Source organism: Streptomyces sp. NPDC028305, from assembly GCF_055569495.1.
Window position 1 is genome coordinate 716,075 of sequence record NZ_JBVHTN010000006.1, and the last position, 15,860, is coordinate 731,934.

Consider the following 15,860-nt stretch of genomic DNA (forward strand, 5'->3'; position numbering starts at 1 on the left):
GCGGGCTATCTCAGGGTCACGGGCAGCGCCTCGACGCCGTACACGATGGACAGCTTCCGGAACGCGAGCTTCTCCTGCGGGACGGCCAGCCGCATCTCCGGGAACCGCCGCACCAGCGCGGGGTAGGCCGCGCGCAGCTCCATCTTGGCCAGCTCGGCGCCGATGCACCGGTGGATGCCATGGCCGAAGGCCAGGTGGGACGGGGTTTGCCGATGCGGATCGAACCGTTCCATGTCCGGGCCGAGCTTCTCCTCGCGGTTCGCCCCGCTCAGCGAGCACAGCACCAGATCGCCGGTGGATATCTTCGTGCCCGCGATCTCCATGTCCTCTTTGGCGAACCTGGGGAAGGCCACCTGGACGACCGTGAGGTAGCGCAGCAGCTCCTCGACGTACCGGTCGATCACCTCGTCGTTGTCGCGGATCTCAGCGAACCGCTCGGGGTCGCGGAGCAGCACCAGCGTGCCGAGCGCCAGCATGCTCGCGGTCGTCTCGAAGCCGCCGGTGAGCACTCCGTCGGCCAGTCCGGCCAGCTCCTGGTCCTCGATCTCGTCGCCGTGCTCCTTGACCAGCATCCCGAGCAGCCCGTCGCCTGGCGACTCACGCTGCTTCTTGACGATGTCGAGCAGATACGACAGCGAGTCGGATATCGCGCCGAACGAGGCGTCGGCCCCGTCGAACAGATCGAATCGCGCCATGCTCAGCTGCTGGAAGTCCGCCCGGTCCTCGTACGGCACGCCGAGCAGCTCGCAGATGACCAGGGAGGGGATGGGGAGGGCGAAGGTCTGCACGAGGTCGACCGGGTCCCCGGCCGCGCCCATCGCGGCCATCTCGTCGAGCCGCTCCTCGACGATGGAGTGGATGCGCGGGGTGAGCCTGCCGAGCCGGCGCATGGTGAACTCCGGCGTCAGCAGGCGGCGCAGTCTCGTATGTGTCGGTGGATCGCTGAAGCCGAGGCCTCCTGGATTCTGCTGTGGGGCGATGCCGATGTTCTTCTCCGAGAGATTGGTGAAATCGGAGCTGAATCCGCTCGTCCGGCCCAGGACGGCCTTGGTTTCGTCGTATCCCGTGACAAGCCATCCTTTCATCCCGAAAGGCAATGGAAGCTTACTTATCGGCTCTTTTGCGCGAGTGCGGGACAATTCGGCCACGGGGTCCAGGCCGTCCCGTCGCAGCGGGGTCAGCGTCGTATCCGACAGAAACGACAACTTGGACAGGTCGAAGCCGTTCTTCTGGATCCTGGAAAAGTACTTGCGGCCGAGCCAGGCGACGATGTTTGAGCGGAGATTCGACATGGGCGCAATACTGCCCTGCTTCGGTCGGGTGTCCGTAATGCGTCTGGTGGCGCGCCTCGGTGTGATGCGCCACACGGCGCGCGCCGGCGCGCGGCCCGAGGAGCGGCCGGGGTGGCGCGCCCCGAAAAAACGGGAGAAACTCTGACCAAGGCAGAGCTATCGGGCATCATGTGCGGACGGTGACGGCTGCGCGCACGCGGAAGCCAATCGCCTCCGCGCGCGCGGAGGCGGAATGGCAACCGCCGCGCGCACGCGGAGGCGGAGTGAGGTGAGCGGCCGTGGAGAGGCGGGAGCGATTCCGCGCGGTCCAAGGCGCGCCGTGCTGGGTCAGCCTCATGGCGGCCGACCTGGACCGGGCGCAGAACTTCTACGGTGACCTCTTCGGCTGGCACTTCCGCCCCAGCCGCCACGGCCAGGGCCGCTACACCATCGCGTTCACCCCGGACGGCGCCCCCACCGTCGGCATGGGCGTCCCGGCCGCGACCGGCGCCACCCTCCCCGTCACCTGGACCACCTACTTCGCGGCCGACAGCGCCGACGAGGTGGCCTGGCGCGCACGCGAGCGCGGCGGCACGGTCGCGGTCGGGCCGCTGGAGTTCGGCAGCGGCCGGGTGGCCTGGGCGGCCGACCCGGACGGCGCCGTCTTCGGCATCTGGGAAGGCGAGCTCACCTCCGCCTGGTGGGGCGAGCGCCGCCCGGGCGCCCCGGTCTGGCTCGAGCTGCGCACCCGCGACGCCTTCGAGGCCGCGCTTTTCTACGGCCACGTCTTCAGCTGGGACGCCCAGGGCCAGGACCGCTGCGACGTCCGCTTCGAGCACGACCGGGTCGTCCTCCACATCGACGGCAAGGCCGTCGCCGGCCTGCGCGGCGGCGCCCTCGAAGCCGCCCCCGACCCCAACGTCCGCCCCCGTTGGCACATCTACTTCTGCGTCGAGGACGTCGACCGCGTGGCCAGCCACGCCACCACCCTCGGCGGCGGCATCATCTCCGCCCCCTCCGACACCCCCTACGGCCGCATCGCGGCCCTCCGCGACCCCGAAGGCGGACTCTTCAGCATCGCGGCGACGACGGGCGCGGTGCAGTCCTCCGAGCCCGCACCCTGCCGCTCCCACAACTGACCGCCATGTGGGAGGCGCTGAGGACCCTGTACGCCGCCTTCGCCAACTCCCCTCCACCAACCCGGTGGTGGCCGCGTCAGTCGTCGAGCAGATCCGGGTACGGGCAAGGCTCCAGCGGGCCTTCCGGGCGGTCCGCCCAGTGCCACCAGACGTGTTGATTGGCGCAGCCCCAGACCATGCGGCAGGTCAGCTTGCCGTCGTCCTCACGCTGGCAAAGGGCCATCACGCCGACTTTCAGCGTGCCGTCGCAATCGGGGCAGACGGGCACTCGTGCGGTGGCCATGACATGTACCGTACTGCGCTCCGTTGTTTCAGCGCAGTACCAGGGAGACGAAGCCCCAGCTGTCCCGGTAGCCGCGCAGCCATTCCTCACGACGGACCGCGGCTGTCTCGAACACGTGCGAGCCGTCCGGGTCGGCAGGGTGGTCCAGGGCCCATGCGGCCAGCGAACCCCAGCAGGCCCACTCGTAGTCGTCCAACTCGCGACGTGTGCTGACGTGCCCATGAACAGGAGTCCATCCGTCGGCGACGACACGGTCCACGGTGGTCGCCAGGTCGGTGAAGTTCCCGAGCATCTCGATCGCCTCCGGCGACGCGGGGCGATCCCAGAATCCCTCACCGAGAAGGACACGGCCGCCAGGGGCCAGGTGCCTGCGGGCCGCGGCGAGGGTGGGGAGCAGGCCACCGAAGGCATGCGTGGCCCCGAAGCTGAGCACCACGTCGAACGGCTCTGCGGACACGAAGTCTTCGGCCCTCTGGTGGTGAAGGACGAGGCGCTCCCGGACGCCGAGGTCGCTCGCGGCGGCGGCGGCCCGGTCCAGGGCGTCCGCGGAGATGTCCACGCCCTCGGCGCGCAGGTGCGGTCGGGTGACCAGGGCCCGCAGGAGCCATTCCCCTCCGCCGCAACCGAGGTCCAGCACACGCTCGTCGCCCCTCGGAAGCCCCCGCTCCAGCAGCCGGCCGACCGAGTCGTCGGCGAGCGGCGACTTGATCGGGTGCTCGGCATGGGCGATCCGGGACATCTCTTCACGGTTCACCGGCACAGCCTGTCAACCGACAGGGTTCGCACGCACCTCGTTTTCGCTCACGTGCCGACAACGCAGAGGGCCACCTACCGAAACCGGTAGGTGGCCCTCTGACCTGTGTCGGGGTGGCGGGATTTGAACCCACGACCTCTTCGTCCCGAACGAGGTTCGGTCAAGATCGGCACCTGCATGTTTGGTATTTTCGCAGGTCAGGGCGTTGGGCTCAGTGGGGCTCGCGTGGTCTCGGGAGGGTTTAGGGAGCGGGTCGGCTCCCAGATGGCTCCCACGTGATGCGCCGTAGGCGGCCCCTCTTCTCCGGCCGTAAACCTCAGCCGACCGGACGGCGGGGTGGCAGCAGACCGGCACTCAGCTCAACTCGTGCAACAGGGGCGCGGCGTCATCCTCATTCCCGGGCCTCAGTCCCGTGCTCGCCCTCGCCGAGCTGATCGGTGACCGCCGCCTCGCTCCGCTCCAGCAGGGAGATCCGGTTGGTCCGTCTCGCCGGACCTTCCAATCTTGCGGCGGCGCTCCGTCACCTGCCAGCGCTGACGTCGGTGTTTGAGGACGGCCTTCCACAGCTCCAGGCGATGGCGAGAATCCTTCGGCAACGTGAAGCGGAGGACTCCGAGGACAAGCGCAGCCACCAGCACGGGTGCGGACCCCGGGTGGTCGGTGAGGAACGGCATGGATCAGCCCTTCCCATCGCACAGGTCGAGCGAGGCGGTGCCCAGCACCACCCGGTAGGTGTCACCGTGGCGGGTAAATCCCGCACCCTTGACCCCGGCCTCCCGGTGAGTCAGGGCCAGAGCCAGGTCGCGGGGTTCGGGATAGCCGGTCCAGCGGAACTCCCATGAGTCGCCGGCGCCCCAGAGCCGATGTACGGCACCGTGCCGGATCACTTCCGGTTCCTTCCGGCGTTCGACTCCGGGGCGCTCCAGAGGGTCCCAGGACAGACTGGTCGCCCAGTGGCCACGCCGGTCAACCAGGTTTTAGCGGGAAACGAGACCTGCCAGCAGAGTGGTCGCTTCCCCCGAGATCGGGGGGACCGCTGCCAGTGTGCGGCGCTCGTGCGCGGTGAGGCCGTTGTCCAGTGTGAGATAGGGGCGCCGGGGCACGCGGCTGCGCCTGTTGCCGCGCCGGCATCCGGCCGGGTCGCCGGTGATGGTCAGCAGTGCACCGGTGGGCAGATGGCGCAGACAGACGGAGCGCCGCCCATGGCACGTGTAGCTGACCTCGTGCCGTAGTCCGGGGACGCCGCGTGAGTCGGCCCCCTCGGTGGCCAGCAGCCGGGTGGCCACGTTCTCCGGGGCGCGCTCCGCCACCATCACCAACTGGTCCCTGCGGGGCGACATCACCGGGTCGTACGAGGCGACAACCGAGTAGTTCCACCTCGCCGTCGGACCGGTGTGGACGTTGCCGTTGAAAAGCGCGAGCGCTAGCAGGGCCCGGAAGGCGCGCTGGTCGTCCGAACAGTGGTCCAGGCCCAGTCTGCGGGTGTCGCTGCTGATCGCAGATCGGGCGGCGGCTTTGCTCTCCCCGGTGTACTGGACGCGGAGCGGGATCCGCTCCTCGGGCGCCATGGTGTGGACGGGCAGCCCGCCCAACTCGCGCGCGGCGGTCAACCGTGCCTGTTGGAAGGGGATGACGTCCCCGGACTCGCGTCGGATACGGCGTGCGAGTGTGGCGATATCCCTGTCGAGCGTCATGTCCGGCTCCCGGTGGGCGTGCCTCAGTGCTCCCGCCCACTGCGCCCCATAGGAGGAACAACAGTTTTCAATCACGCGCGCCCGACGGCACTTTGCGCCCTCAGCCCTGGGTAGCTGCGGGAGGAACCCAGGTCCGACGTAACGGCGAGCGTGGTCGCCTGACCGAAGCATAGCGTCTTGAGGGCGCGCATGGACGAGGGTGTGCTCCGCTTGCGGAGCACACCCTGACCGCCTTTCAGTGCAACCAGTTCGCTGCTCCCATGACACCGAGCGTCACCGTGCTCGCGAACGCCAGAAATTTGACCGGTGCGCGATCAAGGGTCACGTGCAATGGTCCGCAACGGAGCTCGAAGGCCGGCCTGGGCGAGGGCGGATCCGATGGGTAGGCGGCCTGAGTGTCAGGAACAACGTGAGAGTTCTGATGCCTGGGCACGGCTTCTCCGATTCTTCGGGCTCACGGCACACGTCGGCCGTAGGCAAGCGGCTGGCTCGGTGATTCGAGCGCGCCTACCTTCGAGCACCTGCCGCTTAGCACCGCAAGTCACTGCGGCCCGCTTTCTGCCGTTGCTGTCGACTCTGGCCACTTCCTGCAGTCAAGGTCATACGGGCGTGACCTGCGGTGTCTTTCACTCCTCTGCGGCTTCGAGTCGAGCAGCCGAGCACATCAAATTTTGAAGTCCGGTCTGACGCAGGCATATTGCGACAATCGGGGTTGTCCCCACCAGGCGTGCTGCGACAACTACGGTTGTCTCCATGCGTTCAGTGAGTGGTCACGATTTCTTGTTCAAGTCGGGCGCCATGGCGGCGCCATGGCGTTCGCCTAGCTCAGCCGAAGACGCCCGAATGCGAGACCAGCTGAGGGATCTGGCCCGCAACATCGCGGGATGGGCCTCGGCGCGTGGTCAGGAGTGCCTGGCCAACGGACACGAACCCTCGGCTAGGGCGGAGCTGTTCGCAGACTGGCAGCTCGCCTACCTGCACGCTCTGCGGCAGTTGCATGAAGCCGCCGAGGTCCTTGCCGCTGAGGCTGCGCTGATGGGCGGAGGGATGGGTGCTACCTACGGCGATCTGGGATCTTCCTGGGGGATCACCAAGCAGGCAGCGCGTAAGAAGTGGCCCGGCGCGGTCGACGACGGCTCTGGGCGACCAGAGAAGATCACGGTGGAAAAGTGTGGCGGGGTCGCCGAGATCACTTACCTTCCAGACCGAGGTGCTTGGAGCTGGAGAGCTCACGGCGGCGACGGAACATGCCACGAGGCGGAGGAGGCGTATACCGTCCGATGGAAAGCCATGATCGCGGCCGAGTACTTCCTTCGAGATCACGTCGACTGTTGGGGAGACACCAATGTCCCGATGGCGCTTGGCGATCCGAAGAAGTGTTGGTGCTGGGATGACGATGCACGGGCACAGAAGCCGATCAACGACGCGTGACGACGATGGGTGACCGCGGCACCGTCGACGCCGATCTGTCCCGAGGCCTCCACACAAAGCCCTCGGACACGAAGCAACGCCCGAACTCACCGGAGTGGGACCGGGCGTCGTGCGGCAGGTCGGACGGGATCCACGCCGACCTGCACGCCGTAGACCGTGTGGGACTCGAACCTCCAATCAATGGAACCCAGAAAGATCACGTCGGGCGGTGTCGGCCTCTGGGCCGCCGTCCGGTTTGCCTGTTCGGTGTGGTTCATGGTGGCGCGTCGTCTGGGTCAGACCGGCGCATCCGCTCACGCATTGCTGCACCGAACAAGCCCTTCGGGCAGTCGTCTAGGAGTTCTGACAGCGAGGCCGTGCCCCGACCGCACACCTCTGACACACCTGCATCAACCGCCCCAAGGCAACATGAGGGTGGTCGTTCTCGTATGCCCGTCGTCGCACGAGCAGGACTGACCTCCTATTACTTGCGGTTGCGGGGTGAACGGCCAGTCCAGACGGCGTACAAGCCGCCGAGAGCCGACGCAAGAACCGATATCCCCTCGGCATCGACCGAACGACTCATGATGAGCACTACACCGACCGCGAGAACGCCGATGAACGCTGTGGCGTCAGCGCTGAGTTGCGTAGGCTGGGTGGGCATCAGTGTTCCTCCAGAACGCTGTGGTTGGGTGCGAGGACGGTGGATGCTTGCCGGCGCTGCCGTCCTCGCCTCCGAGCACCGGGCGGTGCTCGCTGGGAACCATTCTGAGCGGGCCATCGGAGGACAGGCATGGAGAGCGATGACGTCTTGGTCCGACTTATCCGCGCGCGTGCGCGCACGCGGAGTAGGGAGAGGTCGGACCAAGACGTCATCGTCTGCGGTAGGGGGCCACTTTGACGGAGACGACGCAGAATCAGCAGAGGGCCAGGAAGCGAGCCGAGACGCTCAGAGTCCTCGTCCGGGAGCGGGGGCTCTCGGAGGTTCTCGCCGCGGCGGAGAAGCTGTGGTCCAACGGCCACGCACCCAACGAAATTCGCATTCGAACCCTTTATGTCCGCAACCCTAATATTCCAGACGTGGACCTTTGGGTCCCGTTTCCCGTCCCTGCGCAGCTCAGATTCGGACCCGAACTAGACGAACGCAAGCGCCCTGCGTCTCACATACTTCCCCCTATGGCGCGCCTTATTGTGTCGCAAGGAGTGGCGCTTCAGTTGCATTTAACTGCACTATTTGTCGCACACTGTCAATCTCGCCCGGGCAGGGCGTGGGACAATCAGATTCCCCTCAGTAGGCGCACCCCTGATTCGGTGAATTGGTTGGACCTTGTAGCCGTGTCTGCCAAATCCAGTGGGAGTTCCGCCCAGGCGTCGGCCTATACGCGGAATAAACTCCGCCAGTTCCGATCGGCTCTCGGTCTACTGGCCCGGAATCATGTTGTCGACCTGGGAAAGCCCGGATCGGTGAATAGGTACGAAGGGTTCCGACTTCTATCGGAGGACGCCAGTAGCTCATCGGCGGGTGCAGTCGATTATCGCGTCCCTCGTGGCGACGAAGATACGCTGAAGATTCCCTTTCAGTTCTTCACGAGGGGGTGGGTGCATGCGCTGACGAAGAGTGAGATCGCTGCCTTCTTGATGTGTCTCCAGTTGGCCTCCGAAGAGGAGTATCGATCCATTTCATGGAAGGAGCGGGCTGGCCTTTTCGGGCTGTCGCGCGACGTGTATGACGCCACGCAGGCCCTTGAGGCATACCGACTTATCAACATCATGAGGCCAAGGGGTCGCAGGGAGGACGGTACTTGGCGCGGGTTCAGCAGCGGCGGCCAACCGTTCTCAAATAAGATTCGCCTAAACCTTCGCGGCCTATGGAGACCGGCTCACGAAGTTGTCGAGGCAGCGGTGATGAAGACTGCTGCTCTAGGTAAATGGTCCAGACCCCTCGGTGGATAAATCAGGCGTGTATGCCGAGCCGTTGCCTGCCAGCGTGCCCGCCTGTCGTGGTTTTCGAGTCTGTATTTATGGGACTCTCCCGTGAGGCGGAGGCATCGCGGAGTTCGTCGACGCCCTCCCGTCTGGGATGCCCGTGCTCTCCGCGAGAGGCACCGTGCGCAGGCACGGGCGCGTATTTGGTGCACAGGTCACGTACAGAGCTCACCCTGCGTGGTCTTTATGGTTACTTTGCGCCTGCTTCTTTGTCTGCATATGTGACCAAGTATCGCTAGAGCCCAGCATTCGCTAAGGCCGTTTGGTACGCAAGGTGCTTATACGGTTCTTCTGAGTGTGAGGATTTTCTTTGGCGCGCTGCTTAGCTGCGGTGGGAGATTCAGTCACGACAAATGGCGGAGCTCTAGGGTTCCCCGCCACCACCTGAATGGGGCCTGCTGCCTTATCAGCGGCCAAGGATCGCTTCACGAGCCGCTCGGGCCCACATCGCCTGCTGGCGCGTGGTGAATCCCATGCGGTTCCAGTGGAAGAGGACGTGCTTGGTCAGGATGGCGCGTGTGCCAAGGCCGAGCCGTTCTGCGTGGCCAGCCTCTGCGAGGGCCCGCCCAGAGCGTTGTAGCCCGCTGATCCACTTGGTGAGAGGCGCGAGCGGGCCGCCTGCTGTGAGCGCAGGGCTGGGGTCGATGGCCAGGAGCTTCTGAAGCTTGCGCGTCATGGCGGTGAGCCGCTCCATGGGAACGTCGTCGGGCAGTGACCTCTTCGCTTCGACGCGTGCCCATATGTCGCCTTGTTCGCTCCATTCCTGTCTGGCGGCGCGTAGGAATGCGCTGATGACGAGGAACGAGGTGGCCTTGGCGTCGAGGAGTCCGCTGGAGTCCGTCTTCACGTCATGTAGGTAGTCAAGAACTCCGACGCTGTCTGTGTGGAACAGGTCGTGGGCAGTCGTCATGCCGTCCGGGCCACCGAATGCGGCCGTCTCCGGCTCGTACAGGCTCGGCCACCAGCGCTTGGTCAGGCCCATCGCGACTGTGCAGCCAAGTGGTTCGGCCAGGTAATGCGCCACGCCCTCGACGGTTGTATTCGGGCCGGGGGTGACTCGAAGGCGCCAGCAGGGCTGCTTGCGGAGGAACCACCATGCTGCGACTGTTCCGGTGTCTGTGGCCGTGCGCAGGGACGGCAGGACGTGGGTGATGAAGGCGTGCTCGGCGGTTAGGTAATCGGCGAACTCGATGTACACCTGGTGCCAGCCGGTGGGGTTGGGCTGAGCGTCGAGTGAGGCGCGGCCGGCGGCGCGGTATAGCTCGACAGCTTCGGCGAGACGTCCCGGTGACCAGCGGACTTGGGCGGCGGCGTCCGCGATGGGGGCTCCGGCAAGGACGGCCAGGATGGCTGTCTCGGTCGCGCTGCTGTTGTGCGGATCCACCGTTATGCCTCTCCACGGGATGAGGAAAGTGGTCAGATGAGGAGCAGGCAGGCGTCCCAGTCGCTGAGGGGGGTCGCGTCTGTCTCGGCGCTTTGGAAGGCGAGGGCCGCTCCGGCCGTGCCTTCGAGGAACCCGGTTTCCGCCGGGGGGCCAAGGCTGAGGAAGCGCTCGCTGAGCTGCGGCAGGCGGTCGGTGAACAGGTCCGGATTCTCCGCGTCCTGGGCAACGCGCTGAACGGCGCGCATCAGGCCGCCGACGCCGTGGCACAGTCCGCGGTTGGTGAGCTGGTCGAGTTGGAGCCGGTCAGCCATGCAGTAGAGCAGCGCGCGCTCGGTCATGCGCTTGCGGTGGACATCGTCCAGGGCGATGGCGGCGAGTTGCTGGGCGCGGACCAGGCCGGGGGTGCCGTAGCACCAGGACGGAGCCGCTGGATTGGTGAGCACTGTGGTGGTTCTGGTGATCCATCGCGGCCAGCGGGTTCCTCGGTGGTCGCTCTGGCGTATCCGGTCGAGCCAGCGGCAGATCCGGGCCATCGCATCATCGTGGCCGTTGACCGTGATGCCGTGTCGTTTGGCAAGGGCGAGGAGTGCCAGTGGACCGGTGATGCCGTGCGCGAGACCGGCGTTGGCGTGGCCGCCGGGAGTAGGTGCGCCGAGATGAACGGGGGCGTGCCATACCCACCAGCCGGGCAGCGTGTCCCTGCCCGGGCTGGGGATCGGCTCGGTGAGACGCACCAGGTACTCCAGGACTCCTTTCATTTCGTCGCCGGTGGGGGCGCGGCGCAGGAGGAGGACGCCCAGTCCGGTCAGGCCGCGCAGCAAGTCGTACTCGGCGAAGCTGGTTAGTTTGCCCTGGTCGATGCGTGCGTGTGCGGCGTCGAGTCGGCGGCGGGTGTGTGCCGCCACGAGCCCGTCAAGGGTGTGCAGGGCGTTGGTGTACCGGTCGCTGGCCAGGTGCAGGGTGTAGGCCATCGCGGGTGCGCCGAGGAACAGGTTCGCCTCGCCGCCGTCGATCAGCGGGCCGATGCTGGCGAGCTGGCGATGTACGGACTGCCACGATCCGTTACCACGGTGGGCTCGCTCAATGTGGAGCAGGGCGATGCCAAGAGGGCCATGAGCCAGGGACTGCCGGGTGGCGGCCTCCTTGTCGACGATGGGCGGAGCGGTCGTCACCGGAGGGCTCCTTTGGCTCGTGCGGTCCAGGAGATCGCGGCGGCGCGTGCCAGACGGCGGCAGGTGGCCTCACCATCGGGGTCTATGCCGGCCGCCCGGTTGTGGTGCATGTGCAGCAGGGAGGGCAGGACGGTGGTCGGGTCGGCACCGTCGTCTGCGAGGGCAGCGCGGTACGTCTCCAAGGCTCCTCGGCGGTGGGCCCAGGCTGCTGCGACGCCTTCACCTCCGGGCAGGGCGCGCAGGGCGGCGAGATGGGTGTCGGGCGCGCTCATGTGCATGGTCTGGGCCTGAAGATCTCGTGCAGGTGCTTCCCCCTCCGCCTTCAGCAGGTTCTCGACCAGCCAGCAGCGGCCAGTTGCCGGGTTGCCGGTGAGGGCGGTGGCGATGTCCACGAAGCTGGCCGCAGTGACGGCCGGACGTAGCTCGGCCGGGAGGCTGAGCATCATCTGGGCGACGGCTGCTTCGGAGTCCGCGGCGAAGTAGTGTTCGGCAGCGTCGAGGGCACGTCCGGTGCCGTAGCGGCCGGTCTCGGGCTCGTCGGTGTCCCACTGGATGCGGCTGATCAGCCCGTCATTCCGGAGAGCTGCTGCCCAGGTCCCTACGCGCTGTGCGGCATCGCCGAATGCGTGCGGGCTGGGCAGTCGGAGCCGTAGGCGCAGATGGGCGCCGGGGTCGTTGTAGCGCGTGAACCACCACAGTGGTGACTCGTCTCCCCACTCCTGGAAGAGGGCGGGCAGGTGCCTGGTCAGGATCTCCGGGGCGCGGTCGGCGTGAGAGTAGACCTTCAGGTACGTCCACCGGGTGGTGCCGGGGATGCGTCCGGAGTTGCGGCTGACGACTGCTCTTGTGCCGGCCGTGGACGGTGAGGGCGGCAGGTTTGAGGCGAACGGCATGGTGATCTCGTGGGCGTGGCCCAGCCAGCCGAGCGCGTCCTCGTCGGGTGCTTCGTGCATGGTCACCGCGTCCGTGTGCACCAACTCTGCTCGCAGCAGTTGCAGATGAGTGGGGTTGTCCAGGTCGAGGCGCAGGCGCTGGTCATTGGAGCCGAGGTAAACGGTTCGGGTCACGCCGTAGCGGCAGCGCCAGTCCGTGAAGCGGTGCATCCAGCCGGGCTCGCTCTCGCTGCCGATGTCGCGCTGCCTGAGTCGCCAGCAGGCAGGGGAGAGGATGGTGCGGCCGATGCGTACCTCGGGGAGGAACGGCAGTCGGGTGGCTGCACCCCATGCGAATGAGGTGAGGGCGGCGACGTGTGAGCGGTGTACTTCGGTCAGGAAGCGGACCAGAGGATGGGTGGCGTTGGTGAGTTCCACGGCGTTCATCACCGTCGGCTCGATGTGCTGCCCGGTGGACAACGACACCAGGTAGAAGCGCTGAGTGTCCGCGCTGACGGCGAGATCGTGCAGGTCGAGCGTGGCAGTCGGGTTGTGCTCGCTCAGGGAGAGCAGGTGCGGGGCGATGGCGGGTGCGCGGCTGACGTTTTGGGTGCGCAGCCGTAGCGGCGGGCTGGAGACCTGAGCGATGGACGCGTCGGTCTCGAGGGTGGGCATGGCGGCGTAGGCGGCCCTCATGCGGTCCCGGTCAGGCTGCTTCAGCATGGCCAGGAATCGGCCCATTGTCCTGCCTGCACCCAGTGACAGGCCCGCGAGGTTCAATGCGAACCGGCCGCTCTGCAAGGCGTCCAGAGAGTCCGCCAACACCGTGAAGCACATTTCGACGTGAGCGGGCACCTGGGCGACGTCGCCAGCAGTGAGGGCAGCGCAGTCTTCCTCCGTGAGCACGATCTCGCGCACACGGTTCACCGCGGCTTCCTGGGCGAGAGCGAGGAGGCATTCGTCGCGGCGGGTCGTGGCCACGACAGGGCGTTTCAGGACCGAGCCCCGGTAGCCGGCCGGGAAGCCGAGCCCGACGTCAGGGTCGGCGAGATCGCAGACCGGGACGAGCGCGCCCATGCTGTACCGCTCCAGGAAGCGGGCGTGGTAGTCCTGCCAGGCCGGATACCCGGCAGGGTACGGCGAGATGCGGGCGATGACTGCAAGAGCGCGCTCTGCCTCCTCGGCGACAACGGAGGGCAGAGTGACGTCGCAGTCGGGCCGCAGGTTCGCCACGAGGGGGCGGTCAGGGGTGCTGCTCAGGGCCGTCATCCGTCGGGTCGCCTCGGTGCGGACGGTCCGTTGCCCGTCGGGTGTGGCGGTGTCGTGCCGGATGAGGAGCTGGTGGACCTGTCGGAGAGTGGCTGCTGTCTCGGAGACAGCGTCCGCGCTGATGGCGTCGAGCTGGGCCACGAGATGGCCGAGGGAGTCGTCGGCCGTCATGGGCGCCCGCAAGCTGGTCAGAAGAACCCGGTTCGCCACGAGACCGCGCACCATGTCCTCGATCACCGAGCTGGGGGAGTCCGGGTAGTCGGTGCTCAGCTTCGCCACGATGTCCCCGACGGTGATGGGCGACTGGGCGAGGCGGAGCACCGTCTCGACGGCGGGGGTGCGCCGCATCGTCACCTCGACGGGGCCGTCCTTCCCCGGCTGGTGCGGTACGACGATCTTGGTGCCCCGGATGACGCAGGTGGGGTCGGCCATGACGGGTAGGCGCCGCAGCAGGTCGGGTGCTGTCTCCAGAGTGGTGATAATTGCAGTCAGCCACTCGTCGTCCGCACGGGCGGCCACGTGGTGCTTGGTTCCCCAGCGGGCTTCTGCTGTGTCACCAAGCCGTACGGGCGCGGGGCCGGCGAAAAGGCCGAACGGCGTGGCGCGGTGCTGCATTCGTAGCAGGTAGCGGACCAGGGAAACCACGGTGCGCCGCACCGGGCGGGGGCGCTGGGTGTGGCAGCTGAGGATGCCACACACGGCATCGGCCAGGAGCGGACTGGCGAACTCGATGGCCGTAGCCGTGGTGTCGTTCGCCCAGACCTGTTCGATCCACTTCCGCCAGCGGTCGACGTCATCGGCGGTGGTGCCGTTCAGGTCCGGCCAGGGAGGCAGTGTGGCCGCCAGTGGACGAACTGCGGTCCTGATCAGAACCGCGTCAATGACGTCGTACATCGCTGTGCCTCCTTCGTCGTCTCGGGTGGTGCGTGCCGACGGCCCCTGACCGCCGGCACGCACTGGTTGGTCAGCCGCAGGTGCTGTTGGAGCAGGCGGACTGGCAGGTGGCGGTGCAGCCGTCACCGGTGTCGTTCAGCAGTCCCGCTACGACCGGGGCGTTGGAGAGGATCTCGATGTTGAGGTCGAAGTCCGAGGTGGCGTCGGTCGTGTAGTTCGTCCCGGTCTTGGGCATGGGGCTGGTCTGCTGTGCTGACATCTCATGACCTCCTGTTGCGGTGGGATGTGCTCCTGCTGCCTGGGTCGCGGCGCTTTCGGCGCTACGGCCAGGTGATCGCGATCCGCGTGTGCCGCCGGTTGATGACGCGACCCGCGGGAAGTCGGCCGTCCGGTGTGCCCGCCGGATAGACCTCGATGTGCGCGTGGTGGCTGCGGTGCTCTCGGTCCCAGGCCTGGATTTGTTCGACCATCCGGTCGGCCATCTCCTGGGCGCCGGGGCCGTGGCCGATGACGCCGAGTTCAAACCGGTCGGGGTCCTCGGTGGGCCGCACTGTGCGGTAGGCGAAGCTGCCGCCCTCGACCAGCGTGGGAATGCCGAGCGGAGAGATCGAGGCGACCAGCCCGCAGGTGCGGGCGGCCGGCTTCGCGATGAGCAGCGGCAGGTTGTCGAAGACGGTCGTCAGCCACAGGTCGAGGTGTTCTTTCGACTCGTCGCCCGCGAGCGTCACCCCGGACCACACTGCTACGGGCGGTGTGCGCAAGGCCGCGCGCAGGGCCTCGGTGTCGGGTTCCGGATGGTCGTCCAGACGTAGACCGACTTCTTCCTCCTCGACGTCATGCAGCACGACCAGGCGGACACGGTGCTCACCGGCGCCCTGCATCGGTACGAACCCGCACAGCTCGAAGCCGTCGCTGACCAGCCGTTCCCCGTCGCGTACGAACGCCACTGTGCGGGTCATGCCACGCATCCGCAGCGGAACGACCAGTCGGCCACCGTCCACGAGCTGGTCGATCCAGGCCGGAGGGATGTCGGCGGCCTGGACCGTGACGATGATCCGGTCGTACGGGGCGTGCTCCGGTACTCCGTGCTCGCCGTCCCCGGTGACGATGCGGACCCGGTCGTCGTAGCCGGTCTCGGGCAGAAACTTCTCCGCGCGTTCCGTCACCTCAGGGTCGATGTCGGCGGTGACGACCAAGCCGTCCTTCCCGACGATCTCCGCGAGGTACGCGGCGTTGACGCCGCCGGAACCGATCTCCAGCACGCGCATCCCGGGGACGATGTCGGCCTGCTCGATCTGCATGGCCTGGATGCGGGGCGCGGAGACGGAGCTGAGCTGGACGCCGTCGGAGTCAGTCTTGGTGATCACGGCGTGTTCCGCGAGATAGGCCGTGGCCAGGTCCTCCTCGGGGGTGGCGAGGTGACGTGGCACTTTCCGGAACGCGGCCACGGCATGGCTGCTCCGCAGGGCCCCCATTTCAATGAGCTGCCTGACCATCTCGTCACGCAACTGCTGTGCGCTCATCGGAGTTTTTCCTTCTTCGTTGGTCACGTTTTTCACGGGCTTGCTCTTTCTCGACGGGTGAGGGCCGGGGACTCGGGGGCTTGCGGCATGCCCTATTGCTGGGCGCGCTGGCTTGGGAACCCGTTGAGCGGTTCGGCCGTCGGCAGAAAGGAAGTCAGGGGGAGGGCGGAGCCGTGGAGACCGCGAGCCCGATCACGAATCCGCAGGAT

13 protein-coding genes are annotated in these 15,860 nt (G+C 67.0%); 3 read left to right on the forward strand and 10 right to left on the reverse strand.

The features are described 5' to 3' along the window. Positions 1 to 5 precede the first annotated feature (5 nt). A complete protein-coding gene (locus ACZ4WQ_RS28675; protein ID WP_311727039.1) occupies positions 6 to 1,292 on the reverse strand; it encodes a cytochrome P450 in 1,287 nt (428 codons plus the stop codon). Between ACZ4WQ_RS28675 and ACZ4WQ_RS28680 the strand changes: the two genes are divergently transcribed. Next, positions 1,207 to 1,437: a hypothetical protein gene (locus ACZ4WQ_RS28680; RefSeq protein ID WP_311727232.1), complete on the forward strand. Its 231-nt coding sequence runs from the start codon at positions 1,207 to 1,209 to the stop codon at positions 1,435 to 1,437. The two genes, ACZ4WQ_RS28675 and ACZ4WQ_RS28680, sit on opposite strands and share 86 nt — an antisense overlap. 190 nt (positions 1,438 to 1,627) lie before the next feature. Continuing rightward, positions 1,628 to 2,410 carry a VOC family protein gene (locus tag ACZ4WQ_RS28685; protein ID WP_311727220.1) on the forward strand — a complete coding sequence of 261 codons (783 nt, stop codon included), beginning with the start codon at positions 1,628 to 1,630 and terminating at the stop codon, positions 2,408 to 2,410. Between the two features lie 76 nt (positions 2,411 to 2,486). Here ACZ4WQ_RS28685 and ACZ4WQ_RS28690 read toward each other — a convergent pair whose 3' ends face one another. The 4 genes from ACZ4WQ_RS28690 to ACZ4WQ_RS28705 all read right to left on the reverse strand — a co-directional run bounded on the left by ACZ4WQ_RS28690 (position 2,487) and on the right by ACZ4WQ_RS28705 (position 5,141). Further along, positions 2,487 to 2,693, reverse strand: a complete 207-nt coding sequence (locus tag ACZ4WQ_RS28690; protein ID WP_398376485.1) for a dehydrogenase — start codon at positions 2,691 to 2,693, stop codon at positions 2,487 to 2,489. 28 nt (positions 2,694 to 2,721) lie between these two features. Further along, positions 2,722 to 3,447 carry an SAM-dependent methyltransferase gene (locus tag ACZ4WQ_RS28695; RefSeq protein ID WP_398376486.1) on the reverse strand — a complete coding sequence of 242 codons (726 nt, stop codon included), beginning with the start codon at positions 3,445 to 3,447 and terminating at the stop codon, positions 2,722 to 2,724. Positions 3,448 to 4,124: 677 nt separating this feature from the next. Further along, a complete protein-coding gene (locus ACZ4WQ_RS28700) occupies positions 4,125 to 4,334 on the reverse strand; it encodes a hypothetical protein (RefSeq protein ID WP_398376488.1) in 210 nt (69 codons plus the stop codon). Positions 4,335 to 4,424: 90 nt separating this feature from the next. Then, on the reverse strand, positions 4,425 to 5,141 hold the full coding sequence (locus ACZ4WQ_RS28705; RefSeq protein WP_398376490.1) for a hypothetical protein: 717 nt from the start codon (positions 5,139 to 5,141) through the stop codon (positions 4,425 to 4,427). 753 nt (positions 5,142 to 5,894) lie between these two features. Here ACZ4WQ_RS28705 and ACZ4WQ_RS28710 point away from each other — a divergent pair. Further along, entirely contained in the window at positions 5,895 to 6,572 is a 678-nt protein-coding gene (locus tag ACZ4WQ_RS28710; protein ID WP_398376492.1) for a hypothetical protein, read from the forward strand. A gap of 2,371 nt (positions 6,573 to 8,943) precedes the next feature. On the opposite strand, the gene ACZ4WQ_RS28715 is transcribed toward ACZ4WQ_RS28710, so the two are convergent. The 5 genes from ACZ4WQ_RS28715 to fxlM form a co-directional block, all read right to left on the reverse strand. Next, entirely contained in the window at positions 8,944 to 9,921 is a 978-nt protein-coding gene (locus tag ACZ4WQ_RS28715) for a thiopeptide-type bacteriocin biosynthesis protein (protein WP_398376494.1), read from the reverse strand. 32 nt (positions 9,922 to 9,953) lie between these two features. Then, positions 9,954 to 11,093, reverse strand: coding sequence for a lanthionine synthetase C family protein (locus tag ACZ4WQ_RS28720; RefSeq protein WP_398376496.1), 1,140 nt, complete (start codon positions 11,091 to 11,093; stop codon positions 9,954 to 9,956). Next, positions 11,090 to 14,128, reverse strand: coding sequence for a lantibiotic dehydratase (locus tag ACZ4WQ_RS28725; protein WP_398376498.1), 3,039 nt, complete (start codon positions 14,126 to 14,128; stop codon positions 11,090 to 11,092). Before ACZ4WQ_RS28725 ends, ACZ4WQ_RS28720 begins: the two co-directional genes overlap by 4 nt. A gap of 70 nt (positions 14,129 to 14,198) precedes the next feature. Further along, positions 14,199 to 14,387: an FxLD family lanthipeptide gene (locus tag ACZ4WQ_RS28730; protein ID WP_398376500.1), complete on the reverse strand. Its 189-nt coding sequence runs from the start codon at positions 14,385 to 14,387 to the stop codon at positions 14,199 to 14,201. Between the two features lie 61 nt (positions 14,388 to 14,448). Continuing rightward, entirely contained in the window at positions 14,449 to 15,651 is a 1,203-nt protein-coding gene (fxlM, locus tag ACZ4WQ_RS28735) for a methyltransferase, FxLD system (protein WP_398376503.1), read from the reverse strand. Positions 15,652 to 15,860 lie beyond the last annotated feature (209 nt).

Bases quoted from the DNA above. Each gene is read 5' to 3' on its own strand.
- ACZ4WQ_RS28730 (WP_398376500.1), bottom strand. From the start codon at position 14,387: ATGTCAGCACAGCAGACCAGCCCCATGCCCAAGACCGGGACGAACTAC.
- fxlM (WP_398376503.1), bottom strand. From the start codon at position 15,651: ATGAGCGCACAGCAGTTGCGTGACGAGATGGTCAGGCAGCTCATTGAA.
- ACZ4WQ_RS28675 (WP_311727039.1), bottom strand. From the start codon at position 1,292: ATGTCGAATCTCCGCTCAAACATCGTCGCCTGGCTCGGCCGCAAGTAC.
- ACZ4WQ_RS28690 (WP_398376485.1), bottom strand. From the start codon at position 2,693: ATGGCCACCGCACGAGTGCCCGTCTGCCCCGATTGCGACGGCACGCTG.
- ACZ4WQ_RS28710 (WP_398376492.1), top strand. From the start codon at position 5,895: ATGCGTTCAGTGAGTGGTCACGATTTCTTGTTCAAGTCGGGCGCCATG.
- ACZ4WQ_RS28705 (WP_398376490.1), bottom strand. From the start codon at position 5,141: ATGACGCTCGACAGGGATATCGCCACACTCGCACGCCGTATCCGACGC.
- ACZ4WQ_RS28725 (WP_398376498.1), bottom strand. From the start codon at position 14,128: ATGTACGACGTCATTGACGCGGTTCTGATCAGGACCGCAGTTCGTCCA.
- ACZ4WQ_RS28685 (WP_311727220.1), top strand. From the start codon at position 1,628: ATGGCGGCCGACCTGGACCGGGCGCAGAACTTCTACGGTGACCTCTTC.